A 23,902-nucleotide genomic window follows, 5' to 3' on the forward strand; every position below is an offset into this window, starting at 1 on the left:
ATTTTAATATGTATATTATGGCTTTATTGACCTGTTATTGCTATTTTTAATATCCTTAACCATTCTTTAAGCCGTTTTTGGGCAGACTTCCCCCTTCTTAATTTGTCTATTACAAATTTTAGAAATATGTTTCGTTATTATTTTGATATTATTGTTTATTGCTACCATTATCATTTGCCATCTTATTTTTAATTTTCCTCTATACCTTCCTTTACGTCCGCCATCCTGGTAAGTTCTGATATGTTTCTTTCTACATTCGGTCTTTTTGCATAGTCTTCTTTAAATTCATCTGTTTTTTGATATTCCCTTTGTTCTTGTATTTCTTTTTCATACGGATGTATATTTATTGTTCTCCCTTTTTTTGATTTTGTACATTGGTCTTTTAGCGGACAATCATTACACTCTTCTGCTCTAAATTTCACTGTAACTTGCTCATGTTTTTGTGTTTTTTCAGTATCAAATTGTTTTATATGTCCATTGGGACATTCTACTGTTCCTTTTTCTAAATCAATTTTGAATTCTTCTTTTGAAAATCCTCCACTTGGATTTGTTGCTTCCGGCACTCTAATGCAAAAATCTGTTCCTTCTTCTTTCCTTTTTTCTATTTCTTCAAAGTCACTATATGCACAATCTCCATACAGTTTATCTATATCAACGCCGTTTCTTCGGCTTTGTTCTATAAGATCACTCATATGTTCTCCATCTGCTATATTTGCTCCATCAACTTCTATTCCTACTACTACTGAGCCTTTTTCTCCTCCTGTTATAATTTCAGCTTTGTATCCATCTGATAATTTCGATGAGGTCTTTCTTCCATGGCGCATTTCATCATCTACTACTGATATTATTCTGTCTTTTGCTGTTCCTTTTATCATTTTTACATGCCCGTCGTTTGTTATTTCAACATCTTGTAATGCTACTCTTTCTAATAATTCAATTGCTTTTTTTAAATCATCTTTTATATCTTTTTTTGTTTTTATATTTTCTACGAGTGATAGTGCATCTTTAACAAGTTCTTCGAGTAATTTTGCTTTTTCTTTTTCGTTTTCCCATGCTATTTTGGGTTTTTTGATATTTTCTTTATAATCTGTTCTTTTCAGTATTTTTTTCGATTCATCTTCCATTTCGTAAAACTTCATGAAACGGAGAACCATCTTTATCCCTTGGTATATCATAGTGTAAGTATCTTGTCTGGCACAGGAACCCCAAATCATGAATGAATCTATTATGTGTAAGTTGTCTTTATCAAACAGTCCTACTTCTTTTGCCTGACTAATTGTTTTAATGAATATTTCTTTTCCTATTTCGCTGTTAAACAGTCTTTTTCTATGATCACATAATGTTACTGCATCTATTCCATCAAAATCCCGTGGTGCGGTTAATGCATATTTAATTCTGTCATCGAATCGTGATTCTTCTTCCATTTCACGATCAGAATATCCTTTTTCAAATTGTATCAGCATCGCTGTAAATGTATATACCGGAGATATGGATTCTCTGCCATAGTATGAGAAAAGTGGCTGAAACATTTCTTCATTAAGATTATTAAATACCCATGTTCTTAATCTATGATAATAACTATCTTCAGAAATTTTTCCAAGTAACCAATAATCTGAAAATGACATTTGTCTGTCTGCTTTTCCTAACATTTTTATCACCACATTTTTCTTATTATATTATTTATATTATATCATAAAAATAGCTCTTAAGTGCTTATTTCATATGTGTTCAGGAGTATTTTTTATTGTAAATTATATGGTTTTCAATAACATATTTGTTAATTTGTGATTGATGATTTCGAGTGGACTCCTAATTAAACCTATTCAAGAAGGGAAAGCTGACATGGTGATAGGCTCAAGATACAAAGCTAAGACAAATTAGAAAGGGCCATTTATGAGAAGAATTGGTTCATGGTTTTTTACCTATCTTTTAATGCTTGTAACGGGACAAATTGTATATGACAGTACCTCAGGCTTTAGGGCGGTTGATAGGAATCTAATAAGATATTTTGCAGAGAACTATCCTCAAGATTATCCAGAGGTGGAGGTTATAGCAGCTCTAAGCAAAAGAGGCATTAAATTTATTGAAATACCTGTTGAAATGTATCAGAGAAAAAATGGTAAATCATCAATAAATTTTCATAAGTCAATATATTATATGATTAAAGTCAGTCTTGCTGTTATTTTAACTCCTTTAAAGAGTAAAAAGAATATGGGAATATAGGGGTGGTATATATGGGGTTTAATATTTATTTTTTTTCTTTGTTCGCCAGTATTATCTTTTTTATAATAGTAATTTCCCGGATTAGAAAAGGCATTCTTTCTGAAAGATATAGTCTTTTCTGGCTTTTGTTTGCCGTTGTTATGATAGCAATATCACTAAATGTAAATTTGCTGAAGAAATTAAGTGAAATTTTAAAGGTTTACTATGCACCTTCGGTATTATTTTTTTTAGGATTGCTTTTTATAGTGGGATACAGCTTTCATTTAACCATTATTTTATCAAAGCAATCTGAAGATATACTTAAATTAGCTCAAGAGATTGCGATATTTAAGAATAGATTGGAAAAGATTGAAAAAAGTAAAGAAGGAAGGAAGCCTGAATGATTTATTTTCTTGTTGCTGTAAATGTTGTTCTATTAGTATCTGGTCAGATTTTATGGAAAATAGGCATTGAAAATGCAGATGGTTTAAAAGAAGTAATCATGTCGTTATTTTCGCCGTATGTGATTTTGGGGATTATACTTTACGGCATAGCAACAGTCATATGGTTATATGTGCTTTCAAAAGGTAAATTCAGTATTGTATATCCTTTGCAAAGTACTGCATATATATTAGGCGTTTTTGCTGCATGGTTAATATTTAAAGAATACATACCTTTTACAAGATGGATAGGGATTGCTTTTATTTTTATAGGTATCTTTTTTATAACAATGGATTAAAAAGGGGGTAATATGGGAATGGAAATAAAAAAATTAGAAATTAAAAAAATAATGACGGTTTTTATATTAGTTACCATAATAGCTGCTGCTTTTTATCTGAGAATGGAATTTGTTTTTAAAATTGCACATCCGAGACTTATAGATTATTCAGCAGATGAATATAATTACGACCTTACGGCAAAGCAATTTTTAAATAAAGGTTATCTTGGGTATATGTCGCATAAACCTAATGCTTATGTAACACCAGGTTATCCTTTATTTCTTGCTTTGATTTATAAAATATTCGGTTATACTAATGGAAGCCCGCTGCAAGCTGTAAGGGTTATACAAGGCATATTAGGTGTGATGACTGTATTTGTTATATATTTAATAGGAAAGAAAGTAAAAAACAGTAAAGTTGGGCTTATAGCGGCATTTTTTGCAGCAATTTACCCTACATTTGTATGGGCACCGACCCTTATACTTACTGAGGTTTTATATTCCTTCTTCTTTCTTCTATACATATATTTGCAGTTAATTATATATGAACAACCTATGGTTTGGCTGAACATATTAACAGGTGTAATTTTTGGGGTATCTGTACTTATCAGACCAGCAGCTGTACCGTTGATTATTATTCCATATTTTTTGTACTATATAAAGACTAAGAATTTAAAAGATACAATTATAAATTTTTCTTATGTCTTAGCAGGTTTTGTTGTGATTATGCTTCCGTGGTGGATTAGGAATATCATAGTACTTCACCAGTTGATTTTGCTCGCCACACAGACTTGGAATCCTATGCTGGGAGGGGTATTTCCATATTTTCAAGGTGTGGAAAAAGCACCGCATAATATACATTCAACGATGGATGTTGTTAAATTTATCATTAAGAGTTTTGAAGTAAAACCCCTACTTTATTTTAAATGGTTTACCATTGGTAAATTCAGTATAATATTTGGGAAAATATGGTATGATCTTGACTCTAAATATGCATATTTAAGAAATTTATATTTTCTCCATGGTTTTATTATTAATGTTGGATGGCTTGGTGCACTTTATTCATTCAAGAAAGGAAAAATCCGCATTATTGGAATATTTTCATTTATTTTGACAGGTATTCAGCTTATGTTTATACCGGTAAACAGATATGCATTTACTATTATGCCTTTACTGATGATTCTTTCGGCATATATAATTGACACGCTTTTGTGTGAGAAGGAAACAATAAACAAATATTAAATCAAATGAATTTATTGATGGGATATTAGGATTTATGTTATTATATCAATATAGAATATTTCAAAAAGGAGAAAGATATGTACGAACGAAAGACAGGGAAAAATATTATTATATTCATTATATCACTTTTCATAATAAGCAGAGGAATTATGCTTTTTGAAGCTTACCTCGGGAAGAATCTTTTTAGTAATTATGTCGTACCAACTGAATATGTTGTTATTGATTATGGAACATGGCAGAGCAAGACGATGAAACTGCCGGATATGATAAAAGATATGAAACCACTCAATCTTAATGATTTTAATAAATTTGATGCCGGCTGTTATTTGCAAATCGTTGAAAAGGGCTATGATAAGTATAAAATGAACGAAAAGCATCCTGCCGCCAATTGGGTGTTTTTCCCGTTGTACCCTTTAACGGTAAAAGCTGTTCATGAGGTATTACCGTTTATGGATTACCGCTTAATAGGAATAATACTATCAAATATATGTTTTTTAATTGCACTTATATATTTGTATAAATTTTGTTTTGAAATAAGGGGTTTTCCAAAGGATACGGCTCTTAAGGTATTGTTCTTCCTGCTTATATATCCTGCATCACTATATTTTTCTATTATGTACACAGAAGGTTTGTTTTTGCTTCTATCTGTATTGACGATATACTATACATATAAGGGAAAATATTTTGTTGCACTTGTTGCCGCAGCCTTATCTGCCGGAACAAGGATTCCGGGATTTATAAATGTTTTTCTTCTTCTATCAACAATGCTTTATCAGGAACGAAAGAGATTTAATATGAGGTTATTAATTAAAGCAGCCTTATATGGTTTAATTGCAGGGATACCTTTGTTTATTTATTTTTGGTATTTAAAAGGGCTTACAGGGGATTTTCTTGCTGCAATTCATGAAGAATTCAATTGGGGCAGAAGCACTACATTTCCGCTTGCAGCGTATTTTAACTACTTTAGATATCCTTATTTTAATGCACCCGGCGGATGGGATAACGGTCTTATATCGTTTGTGATGTCAACGGTTTTGTTTTTAATCTACATAGGGACATTTGTTTACAGGTATTTTGAGGGAAGAATTGGTTTTCAGGAGATAATCTTCTTTATATATGGACTCTTGCTTCTTGTTATACCATATTCAACAGCAGACTATATGACAAGCATTGTAAGGTATATGATGGTTTCTGTACCGGTCTTTGTTTATATTGCTGAAGCGGCGTCAGAAAACAAACTGATTAATATTTTTTATACATGGTTATTTTTAGGATTAAATACCATATACGTTATCGCATTTATTAATAGTTATTTTTTTGTTGTGTAAGACAAGGGAAGACAAGGGGACAGGGACTTTGCCTGATGAAATTTATAAAAGGCACAAGGTTGGTAAATTGTACTATATCATACAAATGATATAATAAAGAAAGGAGATAATACACCATGTCAGAAGGTATTAAATATTCCATTGTAATACCTGCATTTAATGAGGAATCATTGATAGAGGAATCATATAAGAGGCTTAAGAATGTTATGGATACTACAAACGAGCCATATGAGCTTATATTTGTCAATGATGGGAGCCGTGACGGGACAGAGAAAATATTAACAGGGATATGTGATAATGATTCACATGTCAAGCTTATTAATTTTTCAAGGAATTTTGGTCATCAGATAGCTATAACCGCCGGTATGGATAATGCAAAAGGCAATGCTGTTGTTGTTATCGATGCTGATTTGCAGGACCCTCCGGAGGTTATTCTAAAGATGATAGAGAAGTGGAAGGAAGGCTATGATGTTGTATACGGCAAAAGGCTTGAAAGAAAGGGAGAGTCTTTCTTTAAGCTATTTACCGCAAGGCTTTTTTATAGATTATTAAAAAGCATGACAAATATTGACATACCGGTTGATACAGGAGATTTCCGTTTAATAGACCGCAAAGTCTGCGATGTGATGAATTCCTTCAATTCTGTCAGGGAAAAAAATCGTTATGTAAGAGGTCTTATAAGCTGGGCAGGCTTTAAGCAGACTGCTGTTCCGTATGTGAGGGACCCAAGGCTTGCCGGTGAGACGAAATATACCTTTAAGAAGATGTTGAAGCTTGCAATGGACGGTATAACGTCTTTTTCCTATGTACCTTTAAAGATTCCTTTAAGGCTTGGAGGTTTTTTATCGGCAATAAGCGCAATTTATCTTTTGGCTGTACTTATTCTAAGAATTTTTGGTATATCGCATATTTCGATGTGGGGAATAATGATTGCAGTAAACGGCTTTTTTGCCGGAATTAATTTTATGATTTTGGGGGTATTTGGCGAATATATCGGCAGAATCTATGATGAAACAAGGAACAGACCTCTATACATTATTTCAAAGAAAGTGGGTTTTGATAAAAATAATGAAGATAATAAAAGAGTATAAGGATGAAATAATCCAGTTTATAAAGTTTAATATCGTCGGTGTTGTTAATACATTAGTGGATTTTTCCGTTTTTACCCTTTTAAACTTTCTTGGAGTTTACTGTATGATTGCACAGGTGATATCATATAGCTGCGGTGTCATAAACAGCTTTATTATGAATAAAAACTGGACATTTGAGGCAAAAGGCAGATTGAAGGGTTCCGAGGTAATAAAGTTCGTCTTGACGAATATAGTATCACTCGCTGTATCTCTTTTTGTCTTGTATGTTTTGAAAGATTATTTTGGTGTGATGTACGGGAAAATTATTGCGACAGTTGTTTCCATGATAGTTAATTTTATGGGAAATAAATTTTGGGTATTTCGTTATGTTCACAAGGAAGATTCTTAAAGTTTTTTAAATTATTTATATTATGATGCAAAATTTTAACGGGGTGATATAATTGCAAAAAAAATATGTTAAAATATTACTTTCGATCGTTATTTTAGCAATTGTTGTTCTTAGCGGGTATTTTTATATAAACAGGGGCAGAGGCGGGCAAAATTTTGCCATAAAAAATGAGAAGCTGCCTTCACCGGAAAAAATGAATCTACCAGAGGATAAGTCAGGTCAATATGATGTGATTGTTGTTGGCGCTGAACCTGAAGGTATTGCGGCATCGGTTTCGGCTGCTAAGAATAATGCGAAGGTTATCTTGATAGATAAGCGTGACGGATTGGGAGGTCTAATGACATATGGAATGCTTAATACAATTGATATGAGCAGGGGACCTGACGGTACACTGCTGACACAGGGTACATTCAAGGAATTTTATAAAGGAATAGGTTCAGTTACATCCTTTGATGTGAACCGTGCAAAAGATGTTTTTATGAACCTTGTAAAGGATGAGAAGAATATTACACTCTCCTTGAATACGGTTTTTGAAAAGCCTATACTGAATGGAAATAAAATCATCGGTGTTGTGGTTAAAAAAGACGGGAAAGATATCAGCTACTACGGTAAAAGAATAATTGATGCCACACAGAATGCAGATGTTGCTGCATCAGCAGGTGTACCTTATACGGTTGGCGCAGAGGATATAGGCATAAAAGGCAGGGTACAGGCATCGACGCTCATCTTTAAATTAAAAGGGATAAATTGGGATAATCTTATAAAGTTAATCAAGGAAGACAAGATAGCTCATACTCATATTGATAATACCTCTGCAAGCGGATTTGCCGATATTACAAAAAATTACAAGCCATCAACTTCCATGTTGAGGCTGAGAGGACTTAATCTTGGGAAGCAGGACGACGGTACGGTTCTTGTTAATGCCCTGCTTATTTACGGTGTTGACGGACTTAACCGTGAATCAATCCAAAAAGGCATGGAACTGGCTAAGTCTGAGCTGCCGAGGATTGTGGAATTTTTCAATAAAAATATTCCCGGATTTGAAAATGCAGAACTTGACGGTACTGCATCAGAGCTTTATATAAGGGAAACAAGGCATATTAAAGGGTATTATACCCTTTCAATAAATGATGTGGTTTTTAACAGGGATTTTGACGATAGGATTGCCATTGGGTCATACCCTGTCGATATACAGGCTACATCACCAAACGATACGGGATTTGTCTACGGCAAGCCTATGATGTATGCTGTTTCATTTAGATGTATTGTACCAACTAAGGTTACGAATATGCTTGTTGTAGGCAGGTCTGCCTCATACAGCCATCTTGCGGCAGGCTCTGCAAGAACAATTCCGATAGGGATGGCGGAAGGAGATGCGGCAGGTGTGGCTGCGGCATATTCGATTTGCAAGAATAAAAGTTATGTTCAAATAATGGAAACTCCGCAGGATATTAAAAACATACAGTCGCTGCTTGTAAGTCAAGGGGCGTATTTAAAACCCTTTAAAGTAAAAAATGAAGCAGAAAATAACTGGTCGTTTGAAGGGTTGAAATTTGTCCTGCACTGGGGACTTATTGTGCCGGGATATAATAATGATTTTAAATTCAATAAAAATATCGAGAGTATTTCCTTCTACTATATGCTTTCAAGCATGATTAGAAATGCGATTCCAAGCAGAGCGGAGATTGTCAACAGCAATATACCGGATCTTAAGTATTTGATTGTTAATAAACCTATAAATAAAGAAGACGCCTCAAAAATTTTATTGATATACGGAGGATACAAGGATAAGATTGATGCCGATAAAGACAACTTATTTGAAATTGCTCATGAAAAGGGATTAATAAGCGATAAAGCATATAACCATATGGAAAATGAGAAATATGTAACATTTTCAGATGCGTATGATATGACATTATCCTTATATAATCATCTTAAAAAATAATATTTAAAATAAAATGTAATTTAAGTTAAAAAGCGGGAGGAATATTTAATTTTTTGTAGAATATTATAATATTGTGGGTATGAGCGAAACGGAGCGGAGGCTGAAGATTGTGCATAACTAAATAAAAAGGTGGATGTAAAAATATGGGGAGGCTCTTGATAGTTGATGACAATAGCAGTTTATGTTTTTTGCTGAAAGAGTTTTTTGAAATGGATGGGCTTGAGGTTATGACATGTTCTGATATCAACGGAATAGAGAACAGGTTCTCAGAATTTTTACCTGATATTGGGTTGTTTGATATTCATGTCGGAAAAGGTGACGTATTAATGTATTTAAACAGATTAATGCATATATACCCTGATACAGAACTGGTTTTAATGTCGGCAGATGAGCCTGACGAAACATTTAAAGATTATACTTTTATTATGAAGCCTTTTGATATTTTTAAGTTAAAAGATTTAATCAAAAAAAAATTAAAAGGGAATTTAGTTATATAAGGCAAGGAATTTTTTACCTTGCTTTATATTTTTTATTCGGGTAAAATAATTCTGAGGAGGTGCTTTTTATGTTAGTTACTGGGATAGATTTATTATCAAAAGCACATAAGGATGGTTATGCAGTTGGTGCGTTTAATACAAGCAATCTTGAAATAACGCAGGCTATAGTTGAAGCTGCCGAAGAGATGAAATCACCGGCTATTATAGAGGTTAGCGAAGGCGGCTTAAAATATGGAGGAATTGAGGTTATTTCTGCAATTGTCAGGACACTGGCTCAAAAGGCATCAGTTCCTATAGCATTGCATTTAGACCATGGAACGGATTTCAATATTGTGATGAAATGTCTGAGAAATGGTTGGACTTCTGTTATGATGGATGCATCTAAATTACCCCTTGAAGAAAATATAGAAGTAACAAAGAATGTTGTTAAAATTGCTCATGGCATGGGTGTATCTGTAGAGGCGGAAATCGGTAAAATCGGCGGTACAGAGGACAATGTAACTGTTACAGAGAGGGAAGCAGCCATGACAGATCCTGAAGAGGCTTATAAATTCGCAAAAGAAACGGGTGTTGATTATCTTGCAATATCCATAGGTACCGCCCACGGTCCTTATAAGGGTGAACCAAAGCTGGATTTTGACAGGCTTAAGACGATTAAAGGTATGCTCAATATGCCTTTGGTCTTACATGGGGCATCCGGAGTTCCGGCTGATTCCATTGAGAGGGCTGTAAGCCTTGGCATTAATAAGATTAATATTGATACAGATATCAGGCAGGCATTTACAGCAAAGTTGAGGGATATAATTGATAAGGATAAGGTTGTGTATGACCCAAGGAAAATTTTAGGACCTTGCAAAGAGGCAATGAAGGAAGTTGTAATGAATAAAATGAAACTTTTTGGTTCAGCCGGGAGGGGTTAATTTGAAATTTTTTATTGATACTGCAAATGTTAACGAGATAAAGGAGGCAAATGCCCTTGGCATAATATGCGGCGTAACAACAAATCCTTCTTTAATTGCAAAAGAAGGCAGGGATTTTGTGGAGGTTGTTAAGGAAATTACTACAATCGTTGATGGACCTATAAGTGCGGAGGTTATTTCGGAAGACAGCCAAGGGATGATTAATGAGGCAAGAAATCTTTCAAAGATTCATAAAAACATCGTTATAAAGATACCTATGACGGCAGAAGGTTTAAAAGCGGTTAAATGCCTTTCAAAAGAAGGAATAAATACAAATGTAACATTGATATTTTCAGCAACACAGGCTCTTTTGGCAGCCCGTGCAGGTGCCTCGTATGTCAGCCCCTTTGTAGGAAGGCTTGATGACATATCAACAGACGGCATTAAGCTTGTTGAGGATATTGTAAAAATTTATAAAAATTATAATATTAGAACAGAGGTCATTGTTGCAAGTATAAGGCATCCTATGCATGTGCTGGAAGCAGCAAAAGCAGGCGCGGATATTGCTACTGTTCCATATAAGGTTATAATGCAGATGATTAAACATCCGCTTACAGACATAGGAATTGAACGATTTTTAAAGGATTGGAAAAGCGTGCAAAATAAATAATAAAAGATGGGATAATGTCCCATCTTTTTAAATTTCTATAGTATAAAATACAATTATATTGTAAAAAATAAAAATAAATCAGTAAAAATTAGAATTTTTACTTGACATTTTATAAAAGTAAAAATAAAATAAATATATAGTGTATTTATGGAGGAGTAATAGTTATAAAAAAAATAATGTGCATTATCTAAAAATATTTAATGCCTGTCCTTTTTATTTTTTTCTCAATCAATTTAAAAATTCCATTGAAAATTTGAATTAAAAAATTAAAAAATCTTAGATAGGAGGTGCCTTTTATTTGGATTTAAAAGAGTTAGAAGGCAAGTCCCTTATGGAATTGAGGGAATTAGCAAGAAGCCTTGGTATAAAAAGCATTACAAAATACAGAAAACAGCAATTAAGAGATATTATAGAAGAAGAATCAAAACGGGTAGGTATTAAAGAAGAAACAAAAGAAGAAGCGAAAGAAGAAAAAGAGATTGAGAAGGAAGAAACAAGAGAGGATAATAATGAGATGTTGAATTTAAAAGTAGTTGATGAAAATGTTAAAGGGGCAGTGCAAGAAGTTGAGGACTTAAATCAAGATACAACGGTAAAGATAAAAGAAAAAAATGGTGAAAGAATAAATTCATTCATAAAAGAAGGGCTGCCATTAGTAGGGGAAGTTTCGGAGCCATTGAAAGAACTTATTGAGACACAAGGAGATATTGTGGCAGAAGGTGTTCTTGATATAATGCCTGATGGATATGGCTTTTTAAGGGTAGAAAATTTCATGCAGGGTTCTAAGGATATATATATTTCTCAATCGCAGATAAGGCGTTTTGGCTTAAAAATCGGCGATAAGGTAAGAGGAATCACAAGGATACCGAGAGAAGGAGAAAAATATTCAGCTATTCTTTATGTCGAATCAATAAATGATGAAAATCCTGAATTAGCAAAGAGAAGAATTCCTTTCGATGAACTTACACCTATTTTTCCACAGGAAAAAATCAAACTGGAAACAAATCCGACTGAGCTTGCGATGAGGCTTGTGGATATAATTGCACCAATTGGAAAAGGACAGAGGGGCATGATTGTAGCACCTCCTAAAGCAGGTAAAACAACCCTTCTTAAAAAATTTGCCAACAGCATTTCCAAGAATCATCCCGAAATTCATTTGATTGTTTTACTTGTTGATGAAAGACCTGAAGAAGTTACCGATATGAAGAGGTCTATAAATGGGGAAGTTGTTTATTCTACATTTGACGAACTTCCGGAACACCACACGAAGGTTGCGGAAATGGTTTTAGAATATGCTAAAAGACTTGTTGAATATAAAAAAGATGTAGTTATACTTATGGACAGTATAACAAGACTTGCAAGGGCGTATAATCTTGTTACGCCTCCATCTGGAAGAACCTTGTCAGGCGGTATTGACCCATCTGCGCTGCATCCCCCTAAGAGGTTTTTTGGCGCTGCCAGGAATATAGAGGAAGGCGGAAGCCTTACAATTCTTGCTACTTCATTAATTGAAACAGGAAGCCGTATGGATGATGTAATATTTGAAGAGTTTAAAGGGACAGGCAATATGGAGCTTCACCTTGACAGGAGATTACAGGAAAGACGTATATTCCCTGCGATTGATATTTATAAATCGGGAACAAGGAGAGAAGAACTTTTACTTACACCAAGGGAAATTGAAGCAATGTTTATGATTAGAAAAGCCATGAGCAGTGTGCCACAGGGAGAGGTTACAGAAATGCTTATAGAAAAATTAATGAGGACAAAAACAAACAATGAATTTATAGAGGGTATAAGGTCACAGCTGATGCAATTCTACAAATCTTGATATTATAAATCAGATATGATATAATTATTCAAGTGTAATTCGGTTTGAAAGAGGTGAAGACAGTGAAAGAAGGAATACATCCGGAATATTATCATGATGCTGTTGTTAAATGCGCATGTGGTAATACATTTTTGACCGGTTCTACAAAAAGAGAACTGAAGGTTGAAATATGTTCAAAATGCCACCCATTTTTTACAGGACATCAGAAGATAGTTGATACAGGCGGAAGGGTTGAACGGTTTAAAAAGAGATTTGATTCTGCAAAAAAATAATTTTAACCGTAGATACTAAAGAGGACGGTTCTACTGATATGCGTGAGGTAGAACCGTCCTCTTGATACAATAACATAGAGTAAAGGAGGGATAATATGAAAAAGACTGATATCGGTGGTCAGGCGGTAATAGAAGGTGTTATGATGAGAGGACATAACAGTGTTGCGATAGCAGTAAGGAAGGATAGCGATATAATTGTCAAAAAGGAAATGACTGAGCCTTTAACGAAAAAAAATAAATTCTTTTCATTACCTTTTATAAGGGGTACTTTTGCGCTTATCGATTCCCTTATTATCGGAGTCAAGGCTCTTACGTATTCAGCCGGCTTGATTGAAGATGAAGATATGAAACCGACAAGGTTTGATAATTTTCTCAAAAAATTGTTTGGTGATAAGCTAGATGATATAGCAATGTATTTTTCAGTCGCTTTATCACTAATCATATCTATAATTATATTTTTTATTGGACCGACATATATTGCAGGTTTTCTAAAAGAATTCACTAAAAATACTATATTAATCAATTTTTTTGAAGGTTTCATAAGAGTTGTTATATTTTTATTATATCTTGTGCTTATTTCTCAAATGAAGGATATAAAAAGGGTGTTTCAATACCATGGGGCAGAACATAAAACAATACATTGTTTTGAGTATGAAGAAGAATTAACAGTTGAAAATGCCCGTAAATATACGACACTTCATCCGAGATGCGGTACTAATTTTTTATTCATTGTTATGATAGTGTCAATAATTGTATTCTCATTTTTAAAATGGCCTTCACTTTATATTAGAATAATAAGCAGGATTTTATTGCTTCCCGTTGTGGCTGGTATTTCTTATGAGCTTATAAAACTTGCAGGAAGAAGCGACAACAGGATAATTGCTATGCTGACATACCCCGGTCTCTTGCTTCAAAAATTAACAACAAAAGAACCTGATGACAGCCAGCTTGAGGTTGCAATAACATCACTTAAAAGTGTCCTTGAAGACGAAGGAGGAAAGGCTTTTGAAAGTATATGAGGCTGTTTTGGCGGGAGCAGAAATGCTAAAGTCTGTCTGCGAAAATCCCCGCTTTGAATCAGAGCTTTTTTTAGCCTTTACTCTTGATACCGACAGGAGATATATAATTATAAACAGGGATACAGACCTTAAAGAGGAAGACTTAAAGCATTTCTTCGGATTAATCTCTGAGAGAAAAAAGAATATACCATATCAATATATTGTTGGGAAAAAATATTTTATGGGGCTTGAATTCGAGGTAAGTCCGGCTGTTTTAATACCGAGACCAGAAACGGAAATACTTGTGGAAGAAGTATTAAAAAGATTAAAACCAAATTCACGCTTCCTTGATATAGGAACGGGAAGCGGGGCAATCGCTGTAAGTATAGCTAAATATTCCATTAATTCAAAAGGATATGCGGTTGACATAAGCAATGATGCCCTTGCAATTGCCAAAAAAAATGCCAAAAGAAATGCTGTTGATGGGAAAATTAAATTTATCAAAAGTGATTTGTATTCTTCACTGCCTGACGAGGCAGAATTTGACTTTATTATATCAAATCCTCCGTATATAAGAAGTAAAGATATTGAAAAACTTCAGGAGGAGGTGCAAAAAGAGCCTTTAATAGCTCTTGACGGAGGCAAAGACGGGCTTTTATTTTACAGAAGAATTATAAAAGATGCCGGAAAATATTTAAAAGCTGATGGTTATATTGCTTTTGAAGTAGGTTATAATCAAGCAGGTGAAGTCAAGGATTTACTCAAAAACGCTAATTTTTTTAATTTAGAGGTAATCAAGGATTTACAGGGAATCGATAGGGTTGTTATTGGAAAAAGGGGATTATTTTCATGAGGGATATATTGTGATATAATCTAAATTCGAGGTGAAATTGAGATAATGATTGATAAAATTCAAGATATAGAAAACAGATATGTAGATTTAAGCAAGAAGATAAGTGATCCTGAGATTATATCGAACAGGGAGGAATGGCAGAAGTATGTTAAAGAGCATGCGGCATTAGAAGAAATCGTAACAAAATACAGGGAATATAAAAAGGTCATTGAGGATATAGAAGAAACAAAAGAGCTCTTAGGAAGCGATGACCCTGATATGAAGGATATGGCAGAGCAGGAGATCGAGGAACTTAAGAAAAAGAAGGAAGAAATTGAGAATGAAATAAAACTTCTTTTGATACCTAAGGATCCTAATGATGTGAAGGATGTAATTATGGAGATAAGGGCTGGCGCCGGTGGTGAAGAAGCAGCGCTTTTTGCATATGATTTGTTTAGAATGTATACAATGTATGCTGAGAAAAGGCGCTGGAAAACCGAAATAATGAGTTCAAATCCCACAGAGCTGGGAGGTTTTAAGGAAATCATATTTAATATATCCGGTAAAGGCGTATACAGCCGTTTAAAATATGAAAGTGGTGTACACAGGGTTCAGAGAATACCGACAACTGAAGCAGGAGGCAGGATTCACACATCAACGGCAACTGTTGCGGTGCTTCCTGAAGCGGAAGATGTGGATGTGGAGATAAATCCCAATGATATAAAACTTGATGTTTTCAGGTCAGGCGGACATGGGGGACAGAGCGTAAATACCACTGATTCAGCGGTAAGGCTTACACATATTCCGACAGGTATTGTTATAACATGTCAGGATGAAAGGTCACAGCTGCAGAACAGGGAGCGTGCCATGAAGATACTGAGGGCAAGGCTTTATGAAATGGCGCAGGAAGAAAAAGAGAAGGAGCTGTCTGAAACAAGGAAATCACAGGTAGGAACCGGTGATAGAAGTGAACGGATAAGGACATATAATTATCCTCAGGGCAGAATTACGGATCATAGGATTGGACTTACCCTTTATAAGCTGCAGTTTGTTTTGGACGGCAATCTTGATGAAATAATTGATGCGTTGATTACCGAGGATCAGACAGAAAAACTTAAAAATATAAATTAATTATCATATTAGAAGATATGAGGGAATACATTTAAGGTAGATAAAGTAAAAGGGAAAGAGGACTAATTATGGATGCCTTAAATGTGATATTATTAGGTTTTTTTATCGGGATAGTAGGTACCGGTTCAGGTGGGGCATTAACCTTTTTATATAGAAATCCCTCCAACAGGTTTTTAAGTACGATAATGGGATTTGCCGGGGGGCTGATGCTTTCTGTGGTTACATTTGACCTTCTGCCGCATGCATTTGAAGTACATAGTTATATGACAGGTTTACTTGGCATGATTATAGGTGTACTTATTGTGATAATATTTGATGATTTAGTATCTACATCAGGGCGTAAAAATAATGATTATCTTAAAGAAGGAATTATAATGGGACTTGCGATAGCGGTACACAATTTTCCGGAAGGTTTAGCTGTTGGTTCCGGCTTTATGGCTTCAAAAGCTTTCGGGATAAGCATTGCCCTTGTTATTGTGCTGCATGATGTGCCTGAAGGTATAGCGATGGCTACACCCTTGTCCTTAGGCGGTGTAACACCTCTCAAAAATGTAATATATGCAATTCTTGCAGGTATTCCTACGGGGATAGGCACGATAGCAGGTGTATATATGGGTGAGATATCACCCTTTTTTATTTCTTTGAATCTCGGGATTGCCGGCGGTGCAATGCTTTACGTTATATGCGGCGAAATGATACCGCAGTCAAGAGACCTGTACAAGGGAAGAATATCGGTTATAGGAATGATTGCAGGGGTTATTGGTGGTATAATAATAACAGAGCTTTTATGAAAGGAAGTACAGATATGACGAAAATTATTAAACTTGATAAAAATAATCCGGATATAAAATTAATTGAGGAAGCAGCGAAGGTATTAAGGGAGGGAGGGCTTGTAGCATTTCCAACAGAAACCGTATATGGGCTTGGGGCAAATTCCTTAAATGAAGATGCGGTAAAAAAGATATTTATTGCCAAAGGAAGACCGCAGGACAATCCTCTTATTCTTCACATAGCTGAATTTGAAGATTTACATAGATATGTTAAAGAGATTCCATATAAGGCAGTAATACTCATGAAAAAATTCTGGCCCGGTCCCCTGACTATGGTATTTGAAAAATCAGACATTGTACCTTATATAAATACGGCAGGGACAAATACTGTAGCTCTTCGGATGCCTTCAAACCGAATTGCCCATCTTTTAATAAAGTATGCCGGGGTACCCGTATCTGCCCCCAGTGCAAATCTTTCCGGCAAGCCCAGTCCAACGGAAGTTTCTCATGTAATACATGACCTTAACGGGAAGGTTGATGTAATAATTGACGGTGGAAGATGTGATGTTGGCGTAGAATCAACTGTTCTTGATATGACGGAAGAAATTCCCATCATTTTACGACCCGGCAGTGTAACAAAGGAAATGATTGAAAAAGTTATTGGTGAGATAAAGGTTGATTTGGCGGTATCTGAAGAATCATCAGGGGATTTAAAGCCAAAGGCGCCTGGAATGAAATATAAGCATTATTCGCCGAATGCAGAAATTTATATTGTTAAAGGCAATCTTGAAAGTGTCATAAAAAAGATACAAGAATTAACGGAAATCCAATTGAATAATGGGAAAAAAGTTGGTATAATGGCTACAGAGCAAACGTCGCCACAGTATTGCAAGGGATATGTTATTGTTGTAGGAGACAGGAATAATCCTGAAACAATTGCGAAAAATCTGTTTGATGTCTTGAGGGAATTTGACAATCAAGGTATTGATATTGTATATTCAGAAGGATTTTCATGTGACGAGATTGGACTTGCTATAATGAACAGGCTTGAAAAAGCTGCCGGTTATAAAGAAATAATAGTGTAGATATTTGGAGGTAAAAATGAAGGTGCTTTTTGTATGCACAGGTAATACCTGTAGGAGCAGTATGGCAGAAGGGATTTTTAATGCACTGGCAGAAAAGAAGGGGATAAAAGCTTTGGCACAGTCTGCGGGCACATTTGCCTTTGATGGGGATTCGGCTGCAAAGGAAGCAGTTGAGGTGCTAAAAGAAGATTATGGTATTGACATATCGGGGCATGTATCTAAAAGTCTCAAAAGAGAACATATAAAGGATGCTGATTTTATTTTTACAATGACGGAATCGCAAAAACGTGTTATAAAGTCTAAATATCCGGAATATAACGGTAAAATTTATACAATCAATGAATTCGTAAGCTTAAAAGGGGATATATCAGACCCCTTTGGGAAGGATAAAGAGGTATACCGTACTACGGCAAAAAATTTATATAATGCGGTTAATCTTATTTTAAAAAAGATTTTTGAGTGATTAATATTGAAATTTGGAGAATAGGAGCGTATTGATATGATTGCACTTGGCAGCGACCACGGCGGTTATGACCTTAAGGAGGTTGTAAGGAAATATTTTAATGAAAAAGGAATTGCATATAAGGATTTTGGAACCTTCAGCAGTGAATCTGTCGATTATCCGGATTTTGCATTAACGGTGGCTGAAGCGGTTATCGGCGGTGAATGTGACAGGGGTATACTTATCTGTGGTACAGGTATTGGTATATCAATTGCTGCAAACAAAGTACCCGGCATAAGGGCTGCAAATTGTTCAGATGTTTTTTCGGCGAAATATGCCAAAGAGCATAATAATGCAAATATTCTATGTATGGGGGGAAGGGTTATAGGACCCGGGCTTGCACTTATGATAGTTGAGGAATGGCTTAATGCCGAGTTTCAGGGTGGAAGGCACCAGAAAAGGCTTGATAAGATAAAAGAGATTGAGAAAAAATACGGCAGATAGGCTTAAGGAGGTAGGGGATAGATTATTTGGCACTAAATAAATTCACGCAATCATGTGCAAGTATATCGGAGGTGTAGGGTATGAGACCTTCTTGGGATGAATATTTCATGCAGATAGTAGATATAGTGAAAATGCGTTCTACTTGTTTAAGGAAGCATGTTGGAGCGGTAATCGTAAAGGACAGGCATATAATATCAACAGGTTATAATGGGGCGCCATCAGGTTTAAAGCACTGTGAAGAAACCGGATGTATGAGGGAGAAACTTAAAATACCGTCTGGCGAGAGGCATGAGCTTTGCAGAGGGATACATGCCGAACAAAATGCTATTATACAGGCGGCTTTAAACGGTGTAAGCACAAAAGATGCTACAATTTATGTGAATGTATGTCCATGTTCTTTGTGTGCTAAGATGCTGATTAATGCAGGGATAAAAAGGATTGTCTATCAAGAAGGGTATCCGGACGAGCTGTCGATGGAGTTTATAAAGGAAGCCGGACTTGACATAGTAAAAATTGAAAGGTAAAATAGCTTTGACAGGTGGATTTTTGATGCTCAAAAAGCTAAGGAGGTTTAACATATGAAAATATACTTGTTGTCGTTTGCTGTAGCATTTATAGTTGCACTTTTAGCTACACCTGCGGCAAAGAAACTGGCTTTTGTTATTGGAGCTATTGATATACCAAAGGATGGAAGGCGTGTTCACAAAAAACCGATACCAAGACTGGGAGGTGCTGCAATTTACCTTGGAGCCATTATCAGTATACTCCTGTTTTTGCCAAAGACAGAGGAAACTTTCTGTATAGCAGCAGGATGCACAATAATTGCCGTACTAGGAATATTTGACGATAAATATGAATTATCCCCGAAGGTAAAGCTTTTGGGTCAAATAATAGCTGCAACGGTGCTTATTATTGGCGGTGTTAAGATAGACTGGCTAACTAATCCCTTTGGAAATGGAATGATATATCTCGGAATATTTGCACTTCCGCTTACACTTTTCTGGGTTGTTGGAATTACGAATGCAATGAACCTTATTGACGGATTGGACGGGCTTGCGGCAGGTATTGCCATCATATCATCAGGCTCACTTTTTATAGTATCGTTAATAAATGGAAGATATGAAGCAGCAATTGTTACAGCAGCTGTTACAGGGGCAGCCTTAGGGTTTTTGCCGTATAATTTTAATCCTGCAAAAATATTTATGGGGGATACAGGCTCTATGTTTTTAGGGTTCGTGCTTTCAGCAGTATCCATACAGGGTGCTGTCAAATCTGCGGCAGCAATAGCAATAGCCGTACCTATTTTAGCCCTTGGGGTTCCTATATTTGATACAACCTTCGCAATAATCAGAAGAACAAAAAACGGCAAACCAATAATGCAGCCGGATAAAGGGCATCTTCACCACAGACTGCTTGAAATGGGACTTACACAGATACAGGCAGTTCTTGTTATGTATGGGGTAAGCCTATTTCTTGGTATAAGTGCTGTGGTTATATCATATATAAGCGGTGTAAAGGGATTAGTCATCCTTTGTATAGTGGTATTTATCGTAATGTGGGGCGCTGAAAGGATGGGGCTTGTGGGACGGCATGGTTCCAAACATATGAATGCAAATTAAGCTATTAAGCAGATGCTATCGAAAATATTAACTGTATGTAATGGAGGAATTCAATATGCTAAAAGTTATGTCAATATTTGGAACAAGACCTGAGGCAATTAAGATGGCACCCCTTGTAAAAGCACTTAACAGCGATAGTGAAATTGATTCTATTGTATGTGTAACAGCCCAGCACCGGGATATGCTTGACCAGGTACTGAGGCTTTTTGATATAAAACCACGGTATGACCTTGATGTAATGAAGGAAAAGCAGACTTTATCTTCCATAACGATGTCAGTTCTCAAGGGGCTTGATGATATCTTGGAGAAAGCCAAGCCGGATTTGATTCTTGTCCATGGTGATACGACAACGACATTTGCCGGCGCATTATCAGCTTTTTATAAAAAGATTAAGGTAGGACATGTTGAAGCAGGTTTGAGGTCCCATGACAAATGGTTTCCGTATCCTGAAGAGATTAATAGGAGGCTTACAGGCGTCTTGACAGATTTGCATTTTGCCCCGACTAAAACAGCAAAAGGCAATCTTTTATCAGAGGGTGTTAATGAGGGGGATATATTTATTACGGGAAATACCGTCATTGATGCCATGAAATATACGGTAAAGGATGGTTACATATTTAGAGAGGAAAGACTTAACAAACTATATTATGATAAAAAGCGGGTTATCGTTGTAACAGCACACAGAAGAGAAAATTGGGGCAAACCATTGGAAGATATTTGTAATGCATTGAGAAATATAGCTGTTGATTTTAAAGATACATATTTAATATATCCTGTTCATAAAAATCCGGTAGTACGTGATACAGTGCATAAGATACTTGACGGGATTGATAATGTTCTTCTTTTAGACCCCCTTGATACAGATGAAATGCATAATCTTTTGGCGAAATGCTATATGGTTATGACAGATTCCGGCGGGCTTCAGGAAGAGGTGCCGGCACTGGGGAAACCGGTGCTTGTCTTAAGAGATGTTACAGAAAGACCTGAGGCGGTAGAAGCAGGTACTGTAAAGATAATAGGTACAGATTCTGAGAGCCTGTATAATGAAGCAAAACTTCTTTTAGAGGATAAAGAGGAATACAATAAAATGGCGAATGCCGTAAATCCATATGGGGATGGAAATGCATCGGAAAGAATTTTAAAAGCAATAAAATATTCATTCGGTGTATTAAAAGAAAGACCTGAAGAATATAAAGGCGGGAGATAATTAAACCCCGCTTTTTTAATTTAAGCTTTTCTTTGAAACAAATTTTAAAATTTGAATAAAAAATAAAATACTGTTAATAATTATAATAGGATGGGCGGAAGATACGGTGAATTTATTATCCCCCTTGTGAATTCACTTGTATTATCCGCCCCCTTTTAATTTTATGGAATGGAGTTTTAAGATGAGCTTGATAAATGGAGGGTTATTATGTTTAAAAAGTTATTAATATGTATTTTAGCGATCATCGGAAGTATTGCTTTTGTAAATGCACAAACAGGGGTTTTTTCGGCAAAGAGTTATGATATATCACTTTTGAAGGAAAGTTTTTCATCAACCGGAGCACATTATGAATATTCAAATGTTAATGCATGGGCTAAGTTGAATGATAAATTTACAACTACTGATGTTATGAAGGGATATGCAAAAAAAATTATGAAAGACATGAATATCAATGAAAAAAAGGCAAAAATATCTGAATTAAAACAAGAGAATTTAAATCAGCTTAATGTAGAATATGATGTTTTGAATTCAAAAAAGATAAGTATTGCTATACAAAGTATTAAAAGCGGGGTATTATGTGAGACATATATTTTAATTGATGATTATAGCCTTAATAAGAAAGTGGATATACAAGATGAGAGGGATAATGTTAAGAAGGCATATGATAGATTCAAATTATCCCCTAAGATTGCAGTATGTTTTGTTGGTACCTTTGATGGTCAGTTGAAAAAAGAGAAGGTTAGTAGTATAGTAAAAAGAGTGATGGAAAAAATGTCAGCAGTAAAGATAGAAGGGATGGAGGATCAAAATGTTTTAAGTATTTCTGCACACACAAATAAAATTAAGGAATATATTGAGATTGGAAGTGAAAAAATAAATTTGAACATAGCTATGCGTTATAGCACTTATGATAAAAAAACCTATATCTGGGTAGCTACTCCAATCATAGCAATGGAATATTAACGATAGAAGGTGGTACCAACGAAAATAGTTGCACAAAAAAGCCCTCCCTTAAAGGGAACAGTAAGAATTAGCGGGGCAAAAAATTCGGTTTTGCCGATTATTGCAGCATCATTGTTGTCATCTGACGAGGTATTTATTGATGATATTCCTGAATTGCGGGATGTCAATGTCATAATAGAACTTATAAAATATCTTGGGGCAGATTGTGTGTATAAAGATGGCAAATTGAGTATTAAGGTTGATATCAAAGAAGTAGAAGCACCATATGACCTTGTAAAAAAGATGAGAGCCTCCTTCCTTGTAATGGGACCGTTACTTGCAAGACTGGGACACGCACGAATATCCATGCCGGGGGGATGCGCAATAGGAACAAGGCCCATAGACCTTCATCTCAAAGGATTTCAGGCATTGGGAGCCGATATAAATATAGGGCACGGATTTGTGGAAGCAAAAGCAGACAAACTGACCGGCAAAAAGATATATCTTGATTTTCCCAGTGTTGGTGCAACGGAAAATATAATGATGGCTGCGGTCTTTGCAGACGGGCTTACAGTGATAGAAAATGCGGCTGAAGAACCTGAGATAGTGGATTTGGCAAATTTCCTCAATAAAATGGGGGCAAATATAAAAGGTGCAGGGACTGATTCCATTAGGATAGAAGGGGTAAAAAAACTGAAAGGTACTGAACATACGGTAATACCTGACAGGATTGAAGCAGGAACCTTCATGGTTGCAGCAGCAATGACAGGTGGGGATGTATTGATAGAAAATGTCATTGTTGACCATGTGAAGCCGATTATTGCAAAGTTAATTGAATGCGGCATTACAGTAGTGGAAGAAGCCGGGGGTCTCAGGATTAAAGGATGCAATGATTTTAAAGCGGTTGATATTAAGACACTTCCATATCCGGGTTTTCCTACGGATATGCAGGCACAGATGATGGCAATGATGTCAGTGGCAAAGGGAACAAGTGTAATAATCGAAACGGTCTTTGAAAACAGGTTTATGCATGTTGATGAACTTAAAAGGATGGGAGCAGATATTAAAATAGAAGGAAGAAGCGCAGTTGTAACAGGAATCGGTCATCTTTCAGGAGCCGAAGTTAAAGCAACGGATTTAAGAGCAGGTGCGGCTCTTGTACTTGCAGGACTTGTTGCAGAAGACAGGACAGAAATAAATGATATATATCATATTGATAGAGGTTATGTAAGGATTGAAGAAAAGTTGAAAAACCTTGGCGCAATCATATATAGAGAATAAGGTGTACCAAA

Annotated in this window: 26 protein-coding genes; 25 read left to right on the forward strand and 1 reads right to left on the reverse strand. The window is 35.5% G+C overall.

Features of this window, described 5'->3' with window-relative positions:
- Positions 1-188: 188 nt before the first annotated feature.
- Positions 189-1,649, reverse strand: coding sequence for a transposase (locus AC0LWJ_RS10720; protein ID WP_503031444.1), 1,461 nt, complete (start codon positions 1,647-1,649; stop codon positions 189-191).
- A gap of 244 nt (positions 1,650-1,893) precedes the next feature.
- Between AC0LWJ_RS10720 and AC0LWJ_RS10725 the strand changes: the two genes are divergently transcribed.
- The 25 genes from AC0LWJ_RS10725 to murA all read left to right on the forward strand — a co-directional run bounded on the left by AC0LWJ_RS10725 (position 1,894) and on the right by murA (position 23,891).
- A complete protein-coding gene (locus tag AC0LWJ_RS10725; RefSeq protein ID WP_474237320.1) occupies positions 1,894-2,223 on the forward strand; it encodes a glycosyltransferase family protein in 330 nt (109 codons plus the stop codon).
- Between the two features lie 11 nt (positions 2,224-2,234).
- Positions 2,235-2,606 (forward strand): DUF2304 domain-containing protein, encoded by a 372-nt coding sequence (locus AC0LWJ_RS10730; RefSeq protein WP_474237319.1) that lies wholly within the window; start codon positions 2,235-2,237, stop codon positions 2,604-2,606.
- Positions 2,603-2,941 (forward strand): EamA family transporter, encoded by a 339-nt coding sequence (locus AC0LWJ_RS10735; RefSeq protein ID WP_474237318.1) that lies wholly within the window; start codon positions 2,603-2,605, stop codon positions 2,939-2,941. Before AC0LWJ_RS10730 ends, AC0LWJ_RS10735 begins: the two co-directional genes overlap by 4 nt.
- Positions 2,942-2,959: 18 nt before the next feature.
- Positions 2,960-4,162 carry an ArnT family glycosyltransferase gene (locus tag AC0LWJ_RS10740; RefSeq protein WP_474237317.1) on the forward strand — a complete coding sequence of 401 codons (1,203 nt, stop codon included), beginning with the start codon at positions 2,960-2,962 and terminating at the stop codon, positions 4,160-4,162.
- Between the two features lie 77 nt (positions 4,163-4,239).
- A complete protein-coding gene (locus tag AC0LWJ_RS10745) occupies positions 4,240-5,490 on the forward strand; it encodes a mannosyltransferase family protein (protein WP_474237316.1) in 1,251 nt (416 codons plus the stop codon).
- Between the two features lie 116 nt (positions 5,491-5,606).
- Positions 5,607-6,581: a glycosyltransferase family 2 protein gene (locus AC0LWJ_RS10750; RefSeq protein WP_474237315.1), complete on the forward strand. Its 975-nt coding sequence runs from the start codon at positions 5,607-5,609 to the stop codon at positions 6,579-6,581.
- Complete coding sequence (locus AC0LWJ_RS10755; RefSeq protein WP_474237314.1) at positions 6,559-6,969, forward strand: GtrA family protein; 411 nt, start codon at positions 6,559-6,561, stop codon at positions 6,967-6,969. Before AC0LWJ_RS10750 ends, AC0LWJ_RS10755 begins: the two co-directional genes overlap by 23 nt.
- Positions 6,970-7,021: 52 nt before the next feature.
- The gene (locus tag AC0LWJ_RS10760) at positions 7,022-8,914 is read left to right on the forward strand and encodes an FAD-dependent oxidoreductase (protein ID WP_474237313.1); all 1,893 of its coding nucleotides are present in this window, start codon (positions 7,022-7,024) and stop codon (positions 8,912-8,914) included.
- A gap of 143 nt (positions 8,915-9,057) precedes the next feature.
- Entirely contained in the window at positions 9,058-9,411 is a 354-nt protein-coding gene (locus tag AC0LWJ_RS10765; RefSeq protein WP_474237312.1) for a response regulator, read from the forward strand.
- Positions 9,412-9,479: 68 nt separating this feature from the next.
- Entirely contained in the window at positions 9,480-10,331 is an 852-nt protein-coding gene (locus tag AC0LWJ_RS10770) for a class II fructose-1,6-bisphosphate aldolase (RefSeq protein ID WP_474237311.1), read from the forward strand.
- Between the two features lies 1 nt (position 10,332).
- Positions 10,333-10,980, forward strand: a complete 648-nt coding sequence (gene fsa, locus AC0LWJ_RS10775) for a fructose-6-phosphate aldolase (RefSeq protein WP_474237310.1) — start codon at positions 10,333-10,335, stop codon at positions 10,978-10,980.
- A 331-nt stretch (positions 10,981-11,311) separates the two neighbouring features.
- Positions 11,312-12,808, forward strand: a complete 1,497-nt coding sequence (gene rho / locus AC0LWJ_RS10780) for a transcription termination factor Rho (protein ID WP_474237325.1) — start codon at positions 11,312-11,314, stop codon at positions 12,806-12,808.
- A gap of 62 nt (positions 12,809-12,870) precedes the next feature.
- A complete protein-coding gene (rpmE, locus tag AC0LWJ_RS10785) occupies positions 12,871-13,080 on the forward strand; it encodes a 50S ribosomal protein L31 (protein ID WP_284679736.1) in 210 nt (69 codons plus the stop codon).
- A gap of 95 nt (positions 13,081-13,175) precedes the next feature.
- Positions 13,176-14,099 (forward strand): DUF1385 domain-containing protein, encoded by a 924-nt coding sequence (locus AC0LWJ_RS10790; RefSeq protein ID WP_474237309.1) that lies wholly within the window; start codon positions 13,176-13,178, stop codon positions 14,097-14,099.
- Complete coding sequence (prmC, locus tag AC0LWJ_RS10795) at positions 14,086-14,931, forward strand: peptide chain release factor N(5)-glutamine methyltransferase (protein ID WP_474237308.1); 846 nt, start codon at positions 14,086-14,088, stop codon at positions 14,929-14,931. The genes AC0LWJ_RS10790 and prmC overlap by 14 nt, the downstream gene beginning before the upstream one ends.
- Before the next feature lie 45 nt (positions 14,932-14,976).
- Positions 14,977-16,041 (forward strand): peptide chain release factor 1, encoded by a 1,065-nt coding sequence (gene prfA / locus AC0LWJ_RS10800; protein ID WP_474237307.1) that lies wholly within the window; start codon positions 14,977-14,979, stop codon positions 16,039-16,041.
- A 68-nt stretch (positions 16,042-16,109) separates the two neighbouring features.
- Entirely contained in the window at positions 16,110-16,832 is a 723-nt protein-coding gene (locus tag AC0LWJ_RS10805) for a ZIP family metal transporter (protein WP_474237306.1), read from the forward strand.
- Positions 16,833-16,846: 14 nt separating this feature from the next.
- Positions 16,847-17,896, forward strand: a complete 1,050-nt coding sequence (locus tag AC0LWJ_RS10810) for an L-threonylcarbamoyladenylate synthase (protein WP_474237305.1) — start codon at positions 16,847-16,849, stop codon at positions 17,894-17,896.
- 16 nt (positions 17,897-17,912) lie between these two features.
- The gene (locus AC0LWJ_RS10815) at positions 17,913-18,359 is read left to right on the forward strand and encodes a low molecular weight protein arginine phosphatase (RefSeq protein ID WP_474237304.1); all 447 of its coding nucleotides are present in this window, start codon (positions 17,913-17,915) and stop codon (positions 18,357-18,359) included.
- Positions 18,360-18,395: 36 nt separating this feature from the next.
- Entirely contained in the window at positions 18,396-18,842 is a 447-nt protein-coding gene (rpiB, locus tag AC0LWJ_RS10820; protein ID WP_474237303.1) for a ribose 5-phosphate isomerase B, read from the forward strand.
- A gap of 80 nt (positions 18,843-18,922) precedes the next feature.
- A complete protein-coding gene (locus AC0LWJ_RS10825) occupies positions 18,923-19,366 on the forward strand; it encodes a deoxycytidylate deaminase (protein WP_474237302.1) in 444 nt (147 codons plus the stop codon).
- Between the two features lie 54 nt (positions 19,367-19,420).
- Positions 19,421-20,461 (forward strand): MraY family glycosyltransferase, encoded by a 1,041-nt coding sequence (locus tag AC0LWJ_RS10830; protein ID WP_474237301.1) that lies wholly within the window; start codon positions 19,421-19,423, stop codon positions 20,459-20,461.
- A 55-nt stretch (positions 20,462-20,516) separates the two neighbouring features.
- A complete protein-coding gene (gene wecB / locus AC0LWJ_RS10835; RefSeq protein ID WP_474237299.1) occupies positions 20,517-21,668 on the forward strand; it encodes a non-hydrolyzing UDP-N-acetylglucosamine 2-epimerase in 1,152 nt (383 codons plus the stop codon).
- A gap of 207 nt (positions 21,669-21,875) precedes the next feature.
- Positions 21,876-22,631 carry a YwmB family TATA-box binding protein gene (locus tag AC0LWJ_RS10840; protein ID WP_474237297.1) on the forward strand — a complete coding sequence of 252 codons (756 nt, stop codon included), beginning with the start codon at positions 21,876-21,878 and terminating at the stop codon, positions 22,629-22,631.
- 9 nt (positions 22,632-22,640) lie between these two features.
- Entirely contained in the window at positions 22,641-23,891 is a 1,251-nt protein-coding gene (gene murA / locus AC0LWJ_RS10845; protein ID WP_284679723.1) for a UDP-N-acetylglucosamine 1-carboxyvinyltransferase, read from the forward strand.
- Positions 23,892-23,902 lie beyond the last annotated feature (11 nt).

The organism is Aceticella sp. 75b-Ac, from assembly GCF_056032965.2.